The organism is Anaerovibrio sp. (assembly GCF_051866355.1).
Taxonomy (GTDB): Bacteria; Bacillota; Negativicutes; order Selenomonadales; family Selenomonadaceae; genus Anaerovibrio.
In genome coordinates, this window is sequence record NZ_JBJDWZ010000166.1 from 1 (window position 1) to 14,460 (window position 14,460).

General features: G+C 49.2%; 11 protein-coding genes. 5 read left to right on the forward strand and 6 right to left on the reverse strand.

Annotated features, from left to right (window positions below; translation table 11 throughout):
* Positions 1–531, reverse strand: a 531-nt coding sequence (locus ACI3UA_RS08625; protein ID WP_439724409.1) for a hypothetical protein, incomplete at its 3' end; no start/stop codon positions are given.
* Between the two features lie 354 nt (positions 532–885).
* On the opposite strand from ACI3UA_RS08625, the gene ACI3UA_RS08630 reads away from it, so the two are divergent.
* The 3 genes from ACI3UA_RS08630 (at position 886) to ACI3UA_RS08640 (ending at position 3,721) form a co-directional block, all read left to right on the forward strand.
* Positions 886–1,884 carry an ABC transporter substrate binding protein gene (locus ACI3UA_RS08630; protein WP_439724410.1) on the forward strand — a complete coding sequence of 333 codons (999 nt, stop codon included), beginning with the start codon at positions 886–888 and terminating at the stop codon, positions 1,882–1,884.
* A 161-nt stretch (positions 1,885–2,045) separates the two neighbouring features.
* Positions 2,046–2,927, forward strand: coding sequence for an ABC transporter permease (locus ACI3UA_RS08635; protein WP_439724411.1), 882 nt, complete (start codon positions 2,046–2,048; stop codon positions 2,925–2,927).
* Positions 2,927–3,721 (forward strand): ABC transporter ATP-binding protein, encoded by a 795-nt coding sequence (locus tag ACI3UA_RS08640; RefSeq protein ID WP_439724412.1) that lies wholly within the window; start codon positions 2,927–2,929, stop codon positions 3,719–3,721. The genes ACI3UA_RS08635 and ACI3UA_RS08640 overlap by 1 nt, the downstream gene beginning before the upstream one ends.
* Before the next feature lie 898 nt (positions 3,722–4,619).
* Here the strand turns inward: ACI3UA_RS08640 and ACI3UA_RS08645 are convergent.
* The 3 genes from ACI3UA_RS08645 to ACI3UA_RS08655 form a co-directional block, all read right to left on the reverse strand.
* Positions 4,620–5,933 (reverse strand): M18 family aminopeptidase, encoded by a 1,314-nt coding sequence (locus ACI3UA_RS08645; RefSeq protein ID WP_439724413.1) that lies wholly within the window; start codon positions 5,931–5,933, stop codon positions 4,620–4,622.
* Positions 5,934–5,946: 13 nt separating this feature from the next.
* Positions 5,947–6,453: a flavin reductase family protein gene (locus ACI3UA_RS08650; protein WP_439724414.1), complete on the reverse strand. Its 507-nt coding sequence runs from the start codon at positions 6,451–6,453 to the stop codon at positions 5,947–5,949.
* A 254-nt stretch (positions 6,454–6,707) separates the two neighbouring features.
* Complete coding sequence (locus ACI3UA_RS08655) at positions 6,708–7,886, reverse strand: multidrug effflux MFS transporter (protein ID WP_439724415.1); 1,179 nt, start codon at positions 7,884–7,886, stop codon at positions 6,708–6,710.
* Positions 7,887–8,193: 307 nt separating this feature from the next.
* Between ACI3UA_RS08655 and ACI3UA_RS08660 the strand changes: the two genes are divergently transcribed.
* Both ACI3UA_RS08660 and ACI3UA_RS08665 read left to right on the forward strand, forming a co-directional pair.
* Positions 8,194–8,973 (forward strand): DeoR/GlpR family DNA-binding transcription regulator, encoded by a 780-nt coding sequence (locus ACI3UA_RS08660; RefSeq protein WP_439724416.1) that lies wholly within the window; start codon positions 8,194–8,196, stop codon positions 8,971–8,973.
* A 560-nt stretch (positions 8,974–9,533) separates the two neighbouring features.
* Positions 9,534–10,865, forward strand: coding sequence for an LCP family protein (locus ACI3UA_RS08665; protein WP_439724417.1), 1,332 nt, complete (start codon positions 9,534–9,536; stop codon positions 10,863–10,865).
* Positions 10,866–11,054: 189 nt separating this feature from the next.
* Here ACI3UA_RS08665 and gyrA read toward each other — a convergent pair whose 3' ends face one another.
* Complete coding sequence (gene gyrA / locus ACI3UA_RS08670) at positions 11,055–13,484, reverse strand: DNA gyrase subunit A (protein WP_439724418.1); 2,430 nt, start codon at positions 13,482–13,484, stop codon at positions 11,055–11,057.
* A gap of 126 nt (positions 13,485–13,610) precedes the next feature.
* A complete protein-coding gene (locus tag ACI3UA_RS08675; protein ID WP_439724419.1) occupies positions 13,611–14,162 on the reverse strand; it encodes a PBECR4 domain-containing protein in 552 nt (183 codons plus the stop codon).
* Between the last annotated feature and the right edge of the window lie 298 nt (positions 14,163–14,460).

Consider the following 14,460-nt stretch of genomic DNA (forward strand, 5'->3'; position numbering starts at 1 on the left):
TATATACTTGCCGATAAGCACGCGTCCGTAGGCATGAGCCACACCATCATTGCCGCTTATAAAAAGGTTTTTATCCTTCAGCTTTGTTCCCTGCTGAAAAATACTATAAAACGTCTCGTCTGAAAGGGCACCGCCATCTGCAGCCTCGCATATATTGCCGGCACTGGCATTTTTGACCTGCCCTGTAGTTCCCACAAGAAACTGTGCAGGCTGATTCATATTCCTGGCATCCCTATATAAAATTTCAGCCCAATGGGCAAATGCGCCGTTGATAGCCTGTTTCATTAACGGCGTATATTTATAGACAAGGCCGTCAAAGCCACCTGTAGCACCCAAATTAACAGCCCAGATGTTATTTTTAACACTTGCCTTATCCGCCGCATCAAAATACTGCACCTTAAATACATTATACCCGCCATAGGAAATAATGTTTTCCTCCATGGCGTAGGCCGGGGTATTCAAGGCTGTCAGCATCCCCAAAGCCACCATTGCCGACAAAAATTTTCTGCCGCTTCTTCTGTTCCCCTTCATAAGTTCCCCCTGAATCTTCCTATAAACGCGCCTAATCTATTGTAATCATTCAAGCATTTTTTATAACCACCTTTTATACGCATAAAAAAAATAATATGTTACATTATATACTAAATAATATCCACTTTCATGAAAACACTGTAGCAAAATTTGCCGTATAAAACTTTTTGAACAATTTTGTCTTTTTCTAGAAAACATTTCTACGCATACAATGTATCTTTAGCTGTTTTCCGCTTATTTATCCTCACTGAGAAATTTTTTGTCTTTAAAATGCGATACATGATGGATTTTTGAGTTGTAATCTTGTATAATATTAATCAGATTTCTTTCATATTCTTTAAGGGGTGATTTTTCATGTTGTTCAGTAAAAAAATAAAAGCCGCCGCTCTCTGTGCTGTTGCGGCCATGTCCTTCGGCCTCCTGTCCGGCTGTGGCTCTGACAATGCGGCCAAAAGTGACAAGCAGTACAACATAGGTATTGTACAGCTGGTTGAGCATAATGCTCTGGATGCCGCCAACAAGGGATTTGTGGATGCCCTGAAGGAACGCGGCTTTGAGGAAGGCAAGAACCTGACCATTGATCAGCAGAACGCTCAGGCTGATCAGTCCAATCTTCAGAACATCGGCCAGCGCTTCATAAACAACAAGGTTGACCTTATCTATGCGATTGCTACTCCTGCCGCCCAGACCGTAGCAAACCTGACGAAGGATATTCCAATCGTTGGCTCCGCCATCACCGACTATGAGGCTGCAAAGCTGGTAAAGAGCAATGATGAACCGGGCGGCAACCTGACCGGCACCAGCGATATGAACCCTATCAAGGAGCAGGTTGACCTGCTGCTGAAGATTGCGCCGAATACCAAGACCATCGGCTGTATCTATACCTCCAGCGAGGTAAATTCCGAGATTCAGTACAAGGCCATGAAGGAATATGCTGAATCCAAGGGCCTGAAGGTAGAAGCCGCTACCATCTCCAACGTCAACGATATCCAGCAGGCCGCCCAGAGCCTGGTAGGCAAGGTTGACGCTTTCTATGAGCCTACTGACAACGTCATTGCTTCTGCAATACCTACCTTGGTTTCCGTTACTAACCCTGCCAAAAAGCCTGTTATCTGCGGTGAGCCGAACATGGTAAAGACAGGCGGCCTTGCTACCTATGGTGTTGATTACTATCAGCTGGGCAGGCAGGCTGGCATGATGGCTGCGGACATCCTCGAAGGAAAGTCCAAGCCGGCTACCATGAAGATTCAGTTTGCTGAAAACCTGCAGGCTGTTGTAAACAAGGCCAATGCTGCTGAGCTGGGCATCGTCCTGCCGGCAGAAATCATGAACCGGGCCGAGGTCGTAGAGTAATCCTCTATTCCTTAGCAAAACTGCAGCTCCTGCAGTTGACGCAAACTGCAGGCTATAAGCTGTAAGCTATATGAAATTAACTGCTCCGGGCGACGTGCCGGCCAGCAAAATGGCAGCAACGTGGACGTCCGGAGTTTGTTTATTAGATGGGAGATTTGACTGTGGACTTAATAATTCCTACTATATCGCAGGGACTTCTCTGGTCACTGCTGGCCATAGGCGTGTACATTACATTCAGGGTGCTGGATATTGCTGACCTGACGGTGGAGGGCAGCTTCCCGCTGGGAGCAGCAACCGCCGCAGCCTGCCTTGTAGCCGGCTGGAGCCCTGTACCCGCTATGGCTGCCGCCGCCTTTACGGGCATGCTCAGCGGCGTTGTCACCGGTATTCTCTGCACCAAGCTGAAAATACCTGCCCTGCTGGCCGGCATCCTGACCATGATTGCCCTGTATTCAGTAAATCTGCATATCATGGGCAAGGCCAATCTTGCTCTCCTGCAGGTTGATACCGTATTTTCCCTCTATGCCATCCCCGGCATGAGCCAGGCCAACATGATACTGATTATAGGACTTATCACTGTTATCCTGACTTCTGTAAGCTGTTACTTGTTCTTTGGCACGGAAATCGGCGCCGCTATCCGCGCCACCGGCTGTAATCCGCACATGATACGCGCCAACGGCGTCAACACCGATGTGACGGTTATCCTGGGACTGCTTCTCTCCAACGGCCTGGTGGCCCTGTCCGGCGCCCTCGTGGCACAGGCCAATGGCTTTGCCGATGTAGGCATGGGCGTGGGAACCATCGTTATCGGCCTGGCCTCCGTTATTATCGGCGAGGTGCTGTTCGGCACCAGCAGCTTCAAGAACTGCCTGATTTCCGTTATCCTCGGCTCTGTAGCATACAGGGCCGTCATCGCCATCGTACTGCAGATGGGCATGCCGCCAAACGACCTGAAGCTCTTTACCGCTATTCTGGTAGCCGTGGCTCTCTCCATGCCGCTGTTTCAGGCTAAGCTCAACAAAAGAAAGGCGGCGAAGAACTGATGCTGAAAATTGAAGATATTGCCAAGACATTCAATCCCGGTACGATTACGGAAAAAGTTGCCCTGAAAGGCGTATCCCTTCATCTGGAGCCGGGGGATTTTGTAACGGTTATCGGCGGCAACGGCGCAGGCAAATCAACCCTGATGAATTCCATCGCCGGAACCTTCCCCGTTGACAGGGGAAAAATCATCATTGACGGACAGGATATCACCAGATGGCCTGAGCATAAGCGGGCCAAATACATCGGCCGCGTCTTTCAGGACCCGATGATGGGCACTGCCGCCAACATGCAGATTGAGGAAAACATGGCGATTGCCTCCCGCCGCGGCAAAATGCCTACCCTCCGCTGGAGCGCCCCTGCCGCCCAGCGTGAATATTTCCGCCAGCAGCTGAGCACCCTGAACCTGGGGCTGGAGGACAGGCTTGAATCAAAGGTGGGCCTCCTGTCCGGCGGCCAGCGGCAGGCTCTTACCCTGCTGATGGCAACACTGGTAGAGCCGAAACTGCTTCTGCTGGACGAGCATACAGCCGCCCTGGACCCGAAGACAGCCGCTCAGGTTCTCGCCCTCACCAACGATATTGTCACCAGGCGTCATCTTACCACCCTGATGATTACCCACAACATGAAAGATGCCCTCGCCTGCGGCAACCGCCTTATCATGCTCCACGATGGCCACATCCTGATTGATGTCAAGGGCGAGGAAAAGAAGAGCCTGACTATCAAGGACCTGCTGGCCATGTTTGAAAAGGCCGCCGGCAGCGAGCTGAACTCCGATGCCCTGCTGCTCAGCTAGGCCAACTGCCACATAATGCCTTGACATAAATGTATAAATATGGTAAATTTTACTTAAAGAGAGCTGATTATGGTCTATCGAACATAATCCAAACCGAAAAATCCCCTGCAGATTAGTCACCTGCAGGGGATTTTTTTTGCGTTGAATATTTGGTAGTCAGTCAAACATCAACACAACGGGAATACCAGCTGTCGCTTAACGAATACGGTCGTAGATATATGCAGCTATCAAGCTTGCTGCAATTCCTACCAAAAAAGAGCTGAAAAGGTCGGACATCATCCTCACCTCCCTCTACTATCGAGGTACGACAGCGATTAAATTATATCAAATATATCCATTTATTACATCTAAAATTGATTTTTTGCAAAGAAAAAAGCTGTAAAAACGATAGGCGACGTTTTCACAGCCTTTTTCTTTGTAACATCCACAACGTACCGTGGATGTCAGGTAAAAGAAGAAGTATCTATTAAAAGAGAGGGGTTTGCGACACAGGGGAATGTCGCGAAAAAGGGGTATATCGAAGTTTCATAGCGAGGGGTGTAGAGCCTCTGACTAACCGATTCTGTCCTCGGCTCTGTGCTATGTCCCTGTCGATGGTTATATATTACTACACCATTATGAGTATGTCAAGGGTATTTTTATATTTTTTTAGAAATTTTATCAAAAGTTTACCATGATATTTATTTATTGTATACAACACATTACCATACAATGGCTAAATCATCCAACAACCAGCAATAACTGGCTATTTTCCTGCCCTTTTTCAACTGATTATCAATGCATATACGACATTTATCCTAGATTTTCCTAAAAATAGTTACTCAAAAATTACTCATTTATATGACAAATCCCCTATAAAAAGCCAGTCAGCTTATTATAGGGGATTAACACAAATTTATCAAAAGTTAACTATAAATGACTGCAGCAGCCTGTTCAATGCCGCCTGATCCCAGGAGCCCATAGTTTCCCTGGCAGAATGCATGGACAGGAGCGGTACGCCAATATCCATAGTGCGCATAGGCACCAGAGCGGACGCAATGGAGCCCAGCGTGGAGCCGCCCGGCTCGTCAGAATGATTGACAAAGCTCTGGCAGGCAATGCCCTCCTGCCGGCATATAGCAGAAACCACGGCTACGGCCTCCGCATCACCTGCATAGGACTGGGACGCGGCCTGCTTGATGACAACGCCGCCATTCAGGACAGGCCTGCTGGTGGCATCATATTTTTCCGGATAATTCGGCTGCAGGCCGTGAGCCACATCCACAGAAAGCATAAAGCCGCCGCTGACAGCCTGCCAGAGCTGTTCCCGGCTGCAGCCCAGCGCCGTATATATGCGCTCCAGCACCTGCAGGAGCACGGCAGAACCGGCTCCCTGCTTCGTCCTGCTGCCAATCTCCTCGTTGTCAAACAACGCTGACAGCCTGATTCCCTGAAAGAGCCTTCCACCCGACAGCTCCAGCGCCGCGGCCTTCATGCCCTGCAGACAGGCCTCCACGGAGGTGATATTGTCCAGCCGTGGCGCGGATACCATCTCACCGGCCATGCCAAGCTGACAGCCCGCCTCATAGGCATAGAGGTTCAGCTCATAGGAAAGGATATCCTCCATCCTGCAGCCGGCCTCCGCGGCAAGGCATTCCAGAAAAAACGACTTGTCGCCATCCTTCCCCGGCACCGCCATCAGCGGAAGCATTTCCTTCTGCCTGCTGATGGCCGTACCCTCATTGACCTTGCGATTCATGTGAATGGCCAGCTCCGGAATAGTCATTACAGGGCGGGCAAAATCCACCATGCGCACATCAGGGCTGAAGGGACTGCCGCCCCGTACAGCCACCTTGCCGGCCACGGACAGAGGCCTGTCCTGCCAGCTGTGGAGAATCAGCCCACCGTAGGGCTCCACGTTCAGCACACCGTAACCATCCTTGACCATACCGGCTGACGGCTTGACGCGAAGCCCCGGAAAATCCGTATGCGCCGCCGTTATCCGCAGGGAACCGGGAGCCGCAAAATCCCCCTCCCCCACGGCAAAGGCAAAAACCGTAGAGCCAAAGGCCTCCACATAGTAGCAGCCCCCCTGCTCAATCCGCCACGGTTCACGCATATCCAGCCTCCGGAAGCCGTCTTTAGCCAGCCTGCCTGCCGCCGCAGCCGCCGTATGCCAGGGCGATACGGATTCCTTTACCAGCTCCAGCAAGCTGTATACAGAATCATACATAACAGCCTGCTCCTTATTCATTGACTAAGAGTTTTTCAATTTCTGCAATATACAGGGTATGATAATCCTTGTCAGGATACCACTTTTCCTTGCTTTCATCATCAAAGAAGCACATTTCCTGCATTTCCTGCGCATAGAGCTTCCTGCAGACAAAAACCAGGCGCGCCTCCTCAAAATAGACACGGCCATCCTCCTCAACGCAGGTCAGCTCGGCTTTGGCAATCTTATCCTCGTCACGGCCGGAAACAGAGCCAAAATAGCCCATCATCTTCCGCTTTTCCTCGCCAAAAACAGAAATGGTCAGCCCCTCTGCCTTGTCAATAAACTCCTTTGTATAACGCTGCGGACGAATCACCAGAAAGGCCACCGGCTTGCCCCACATAACTCCCATGCCGCCCCAGGAAGCAGTCATGGCATTTGTCCTGCCGCCGGCAGACCCCGTCACCAGCAGCCAGTCCTTGCCGATTACCTTGAAAACATTTTCCTTCAGCTCCTCCGGAGCAATTTCCTTAAAGGACATACAAATACCTCCCAAAAAAATTTGCAAATTGCTTTTTATAAGACAATTATAACACGACTGTAAAGCGCCGATAGAATGAAAAATGCCATCCCGTACCGTTGCAACACAAACATACAGGATGGCATTTTTACTTCTTAACACAATATATGCATTTTATCTACATATATTAGTAGTTATCCACAAATCAACAGGGTTATGCACATACAATATGTGGATAACTGTTATTTTATCCACCACAAGATGTAGTCCCCTGCTCAATCATCAACATGGGCAGGGCGTATCATCGTCCAGTAGCAGAGCATTCCCAGGGCGAAGCCCACCAGCATGATTACCGCCATCGGCACGCCGGTGTCGGTGCCAAAGAAACCGGCCGCCGGCATCATGATGCCCCCCAGGAACATGGAGAAAAATCCCAGAAGCGCCGATGCACTGCCTGCATTGCGCCCCTGCCCGTTCAGTGCCAGCGAAAAGCTCACCGCACCAATAATCGAAATCGGCATGAAGCAGCAGCACAAAAACAGGATTACCAGCCACAGCGGGCTGTAGCCGGTGAGAAAGGCTCCCAGCAGAAGAATACTGCCCGCCAGCTGCACAGTCATAGCCGCACACAGCATGCTCGCCTCGGAAACCTTGCCCGCCAGCTTGGCAGGAATCGGCCCCAGAAGAAGCATGCCCACGCCGATGCCGCCAAAAATCAGGCTGTATTCCTGGGCAGACACGCCGTAAATCCCCTGAAAAATAAAGGATGAGCTGCCAATATAGCAGAAAAACGACATGAAGACAAAGCTCTGCACCAGGCAATGCCCCATAAAATACTTGTTTTTCATAAGCTGTGGCAGTACCCTGAGCGTAGCTCCCACGCTCTTGATACGCTTATCCACAGGCAGGGTTTCCCGATAGACAAGCGTAGCGACAGCCATCACCAGGCCGATACCCGCCAGCGTGGCAAAAATCCCGTGCCATGTGCTCAGCAGTAAAATCTGGCCGCCGATAACCGGCGCCAGAATAGGTGCCAAACCGTTCACCATCATCAGCACCGCATAGAAGGTAGTAAGCTCCGCTCCCTGGCACATATCCCTGGCAATAGCTCGGGCAATGACGATGCCGCAGGCTCCTGCCAGCCCCTGAATCAGACGGGCTGCCAAAAAGATGTATATATTATTTATGAACACACACACCAGAGAGGAAGCCATAAAAATCAGCATGCCCAGCAAAAGCGGAATCTTCCGCCCCCGCAGGTCGCTAATCGGCCCCGCAAAAATCTGCCCCAAAGCCATACCCATCATGGTCATGGTCAATGTCAGCTGAGTCATGGATGTCGTACTGCCAAACTCAGCCTGCAGCTCCGGTAATGCTGGTAAATACATATCCGTAGCCAAAGGCGCCATTGCCGCCAGAATCCCCAGATAGACAATCATAATTTTCTTGTTCATGTATCCTCACCTTTCCTCTAAAATTAACAACTGTACGGCAAAAAATCCCTGCCATCAGTGTTATCTTATCTATTCTAGCACAATATTTTTTTTCATGTAAGTAAAACCTACAATAATTATCATTAAAATTAGATTAGAATTATTATTTAACCTAAGAATATAGTCCCTATTTTGAATATTTCTATTTTATTTTTTTCCCAGCACATTCCCTTGTATTTTGTATATTATTCAAGTATAATATACATAAAGTACCCAAAAAATTACCAACATATACAATTTTTACATTAGTAGAAGAACAGGTGATTAAATGAAGGTTAACCGTATCCGCAAAATAGAGGAGCTTCTGCAGGATATGCACAGCTTGTCCATTGACTATTTGTGCGAATATTTCAATGTATCAAAAAACACCATCCGCCGCGATATTGCCGAGATGGACAAGAGCGGGTATATAAAGAAAGTGTACGGCGGCATAGTTCTCAACGAAGAAGAGCCTCCTGCCCAGGAAAGCAGACAGGAGCACAACTGGGTCATGAACACTACCAATCTTGAGGAAAAGAAGAAGATTGCCCAGCTGGCGGCTGATCTTGTGGAGGATGAGGACGTTATCTATATTGATATCGGCACCACGACCGCGCTCATTCTTCCTTATATTGAAACCAAAAAGAATGTTACCGTGGTGACTGCCAACATCCACGCCATCAACGCGGCTGTTGAGGGCGAGAAGTTCAACATCATCGCCACCGGCGGCACCCTTTACCCGCCGAGCAAGGCATTTGTGGGTCCCAGCGTCACCAGAAGCCTGAACATGTACAATATCTCAAAGTTCTTCATGTCCACCATCGGCGTTTCCATTGAGAACGGCGCTACCAGTGCCTCACCTCTCGACTGCGAGATTCAGTACCTTATCGCCACCAAGCCGGGCAAGCACTACCTGATGATGGATGATTCCAAGCTGGACGCCCCGTCCCTGGTTTCCTACAGCATGCTGGAAAATTTTGACTCCGTTATCATGAACAAGAAGCCTTCACAGAAGTATATCGACCATTTCAAATCACATAATGTAAAACTTATCTACAGCAGGGAATAACTTATCCACAATTGTGGATAAGCTGGTGAATATTGTAGATAAACTAAAATACGGCAATGAGCGCAGAGGGCTTATTGCCGTATTTTCTTTTCTGCCTGACCGGCAAAGCATCAGGCAGAAATTTTCTGCGGCATCAGTTCTTTTTTTGCCAGCATTTCAGTTACAGCCAATAATAGTTATTTTCAATAATCACCAACAGTTGCCCACTTTCTATAACACTTGTGCAATACATATTCACTATATATCCACATTTATTCACAGATAAAAATATAATATCTGTTTTCCTACACCTATATCTAGTGTTTTTCTTCTGCTTTATCCCCAATATCTTGAGTTGTCCACATATTTATCCACACCTGTGGATAAATTATTCGCCAGTAATCCACTTTATCCACACTTTTTGCGGGATAATTCATGTAGTTTACAGTGTAGGCGTGTATAATTTTTCAAGCACGTTTTGCCAAAAAGATGTATAATATGATTGCGGTCTGTGGCTGCAGTCAGCTCCTTTTTGCTGAACCCATGCCACACCCAATAAAACAAAGAGAGATGAGAGTATATTGCCAAAGAGAGAATACAATAAACCCCAGCCCATCTACCGTTCACGACGTGAGCGGCAAAAGAAGAAAAAAACAAGCTGGCTGCCTGCCGTCCTTTTATTTTTTGCCTTTGTGACGGCGGCTGTGGCAGGAGCCCTTTTCGCCTCTTCCAGCCTATTTGATGAAAAGCCGGTGGAGAAAAAAACGGAGCTGATGATGGCTACCGGTGACAAGACCGTGATTATGCTGATGGGTGTGGATGAGCGTGAGGGTGATGTGGGACGCTCCGATACCCTGATGATTGCCACCCTTGACCCGAAAAAGAAAAAGGCGGCCATTCTTTCTATTCCCCGTGATACCCGCGTCAAGATTCCGGGGCATGGCTTTGACAAGATAAATGCGGCCTACGCCTACGGCGGCCACAAGCTGACGAAGAGCACGGTGGAGAACCTTCTGGGCGTGGAGATGGAGCATTATGTGCTGATTAATGTCAATGCCTTTACCAAGATTATTGACGCCATCGGCGGCGTGGACATCAACGTGGAAAAGCGCATGTACTACGAGGACCCTTGGGACGATAACGGCGGCCTGGTCATCAACCTCTATCCCGGTCAGCAGCACATGGACGGCAAAACGGCCATCACCTATGTGCGTTACCGCGACGAGGAAGGTGATATCGGCCGTATAGCCAGACAGCAGAAGTTCATGCAGGCGGTGATGGACAGGCTGACCTCGCCTACCATTATTCCTAAAATACCTGCCATTATCAGCGAGGTTGTGGACTGCATAGATACAGACCTGTCCGTAAAGCAGATGATTGAGCTGATGGCGGCCATGAAGGATGCCCAGTCACGAGGACTGCAGACGGAAATGCTGCCGGGCAGGCCGATGTACATCGGCGGCATCAGCTACTGGCTGCCTGACCTTTCCAAGCTGCGCACCACCATCGCCAACACGCTGGATGTCCAGATGACCTCCAACCTGCGCAGTGCCATGGAGCGCGAGATGATGGAATATGAAAGCTCCGTGCCTGATGATGCTCAGGAGATCCCGATGAATGAAAAAACGAAAAAACAGCTGGGGCTTGATGATGAATCCGATACCGAAAACAATGCAGATGGCAAAAAGGGACTGAAATCCTCAAAGACATCTGATAAAAACAGCGAGAAACAGAAGGATGCCTATATGTCCGACCCTTATGAGGAAGACGGCGACCCGCGCCGCGGACGTACCAACAACAGTACCGAACAGAAAGCGGACAGCGTTCCTGCCGTACTGCCGGAGCAGACAGCTACTGTCCCGGCTCCTTCTCCATCACCCTCCGTCCCTGCGGCGGGCAAAACAGCCAACTGACCATCAGCCGGGCAGAGCCATCAGTGAGGCAAAACCGATGGCGATAAAAAAACAGTGATGCAACAAAAAAATGATATGCACCTCCCAAACGGGAGGGCATATCATTTTTTATTGCAGTTATCAGGTTTGTTGTTTTATTCCGCTGTATCCGCAGGTCCGGCCTGCGGAACCTTCAGCCGTCCGAGAGCCTTATTCAGCCTTCTGGGTAAGGATAGCCATGGAAGCCACCTTGTCATCCTCGGCGGTCTTCATGATGATTACACCCTGAGCGTCACGGCCAATGACAGAAATCTTGTCAATACCTGTGCGGATGATGATGCCGTTGGTGCTGATGAGCATCAGCTCCTGCCCCTCGCGGACAACCTTCAGGCCTACCACCTCGCCGGTCTTTTCCGTTACCCGGAGATTGATGATGCCCATAGCGCCGCGGTGATGGCTGCTGTACTCCTCAACCCTGGTGCGCTTGCCATAGCCGCCGGCGGTTACCGTCAGGATTTCCGAGTCGCGCTTGATGGTATCCATACCTACCACCTCATCACCGGCGCGGAGCTTGATGCCCTTTACGCCGCGGGCGATACGTCCCATCGGACGCACCTCCTCCTCATCGAAGATGATGGCATAGCCGTTTCTGGTGCCCAGAACAATCTTCTTCTGGCCGTCAGTCTGCTTGACGCCGATAAGCTCATCGTCATCATCCAGCTTGAGGGCAATAACGCCCAGCTTGCGGTTGGTGTTGAACTCGGAAAGCTGTACCTTCTTGACAATGCCCTTCTTGGTAGCCATGAACAGGAACTTCTCCGGGTTGTACTCGCGCACCTGCAGCACGGCAGTAATCTTCTCACCCTTCTCCAGCTTCAGGAGGTTGATGAGGGCAGTGCCCCTGGCCTGACGGCTTGCCTCGGCAATCTGATAGGCCTTGAGGTAGTGTACCCTGCCGCGGCTGGTGTAGAAGAGAATCGTATGGTGGGTTGTCGTAATGAGAATATTCTCTACGAAATCCCCTTCCTTGGTGGACATGCCCAGAATGCCCTGACCGCCGCGGTTCTGCTTGTTATAGGTATCCAGCTTCATGCGCTTGATGTAGTTGTTGTGGCTGATAGTCACCACCACATCCTCATCGGCAATCAGGTCTTCCTCATTCATTTCGGACATATCATAGGTAATGGTAGTGCGGCGTTCATCACCGAACTTCTCCTTGACCTGGGTAAGCTCCTCCTTGATGATGGCCATAATCTTGCTTTCATCAGCCAGCACGGATTTCAGCCAGTCAATCCTTTTCAGGACTTCCTGATACTCCTCCTCAATCTTCTCCCGCTCCAGACCGGTCAGGCGCTGCAGGCGCAAATCGAGGATGGCCTGTGCCTGCTTTTCGGAAAGCTTGAAGCCATCCATCAGGGCAGTACGGGCAATATCCGCCGTCCTTGACTCGCGGATGGTCGTAATAACCGCATCAAGATGGTCAAGGGCAATAGTCAGTCCCTCCAGAATGTGAGCCCGTGCCTCCGCCTTGGCCAGCTCATACCTCGTTCTGCGGGTGATTACATCCTCCTGATGGAGAATATAGTAGTGCAGAACCTCCTTCAAGGTCAGAATACGCGGCTGGTTGTCCACCAGCGCCAGCATGATTACACCGAAGGTTTCCTGCAGCTGGGTATGCTTGTACAGCTGATTGAGCATGATATCAGGATTTACATCCTTCCTAAGCTCAATCACGATGCTCATGCCGCTTCTATCGGACTCATCACGCAGGTCTGTAATGCCCTCAATCTGCTTGTCGCGGGCCAGGTCTGCAATCTTCTCGATCAGACGCGCCTTGTTCACCTGATACGGCAGCTCCGTCACCACGATGCGCGGCTTGCCGTTGGACATGGTTTCCACATGTGCCTTGGCGCGCATCTTGACAGAACCGCGGCCGGTGGTATAGGCATCCCTGATGCCGGCCGTTCCCATAATCAGGCCGCCGGTAGGGAAGTCAGGCCCCTTGATGACGGTCATCAGCTCTTCCACGGAGGCATCAGGATTGTCAATCAGCATCAGCACACCGTCAATAACCTCGTTCATGTTGTGAGGCGGTATGTTGGTGGCCATGCCTACGGCGATACCCGATGTGCCGTTGACCAGAAGCTCCGGATACTTGGAAGGAAGCACGGAAGGCTCCTTCAGTGATTCATCATAGTTCGGCACGAAGTCAACGGTATCCTTGTCGATATCCTGCAGCATCAGCTCGGAAATCTTGGACATGCGAACCTCTGTATAACGCATTGCCGCCGCCGGGTCCCCATCCACGGAGCCAAAGTTGCCATGGCCGTCTGCCAGCATGTAGCGCATGGAGAAATCCTGTGCCATGCGGACAATCGCATCATATACGGAGCTGTCACCATGAGGATGATATTTACCAAGAACCTCGCCCACGATACGGGCGGATTTCTTATATGGCTTGCCGGAGGTCATGCCTGCCTCCTGCATAGCGTACAATATTCTTCTATGAACCGGCTTTAATCCATCACGGACATCTGGCAAAGCTCTGGATACGATTACGCTCATGGCATAATCAATATAGGAATTGCGCATTTCCTGCTCCAGATTTACCGGTAAAATCTTACCATTACCAAAATCCACAATCTCACCTCTAATAAGTCATCGGCTGAATGCCAGCCGTTATTTCCAATGCCAGTCTTTACAAACATTAGCTATTAATTATACCATAAAATACCCTGAAATAGCAAATTTACGGTATTTGACAGCTTATTTTGATATATTTTTATCTTTTCTGCAGGTTACATAAAATTCCTTAATGCGATATTTTTTATTATTCCGTATATACTTATCATCTTTGCGGCAGAAAAAAGAACATGGAACATAACCATATTTATCGGCTTTTCGCAGAAAAATATGAGCATAGCTGCCATCCAGTAAATCATATAAAAGGAACTCCGCCTTTATGCAGGTTCTATTATTCTGCGAGAACTCTATTATTATTTCCCCATTCTTCATATGCTCTATTGTCTTATTGACGCGATAAAACATCTGCATCCTGTCATACATATCACCAAGAAATTTGCTGTTCTTTATTGAATCATACATTAATTTCCCGGAAATTACGCGGGTATACAGAAATTTAGGCATGGCCAGATGCTTCATATCCAATAGCTTCTGAAATCCTATCAGATGATAAAAATGCTCTGGCAAAAACATGAAGGATAACTCTATAACCTCATTTTTATATGCTGCCTTAACATGATAATCCTTTTTTAAGAGTTCTTTATACCATGAAGCAGCTTCATAAAGCAAATCCATATAATCCCCCATAATATACAAAAGGCAGCGCCCCGAAAGACACTGCCTTTTGTATGCGCTTTTCCTTTCAAGAGAACTATTCTCCCTATCCGCGACATGGCTCAGCACTAACCTGAAAAAACCTCGCTGACTACATCCACGGCGATGAACCTCTAGCTCAGACGGTTAGAAACGGATTGGCTACCGCTCCTTTATATGAAGATTCTATCACGAAAATCAAATAAAAGCAAGCAATTCAATCCTTACACATAGAGGTAATCATTCAGCACCGGCTGCAGTCCCTCACTGCTCATATCAG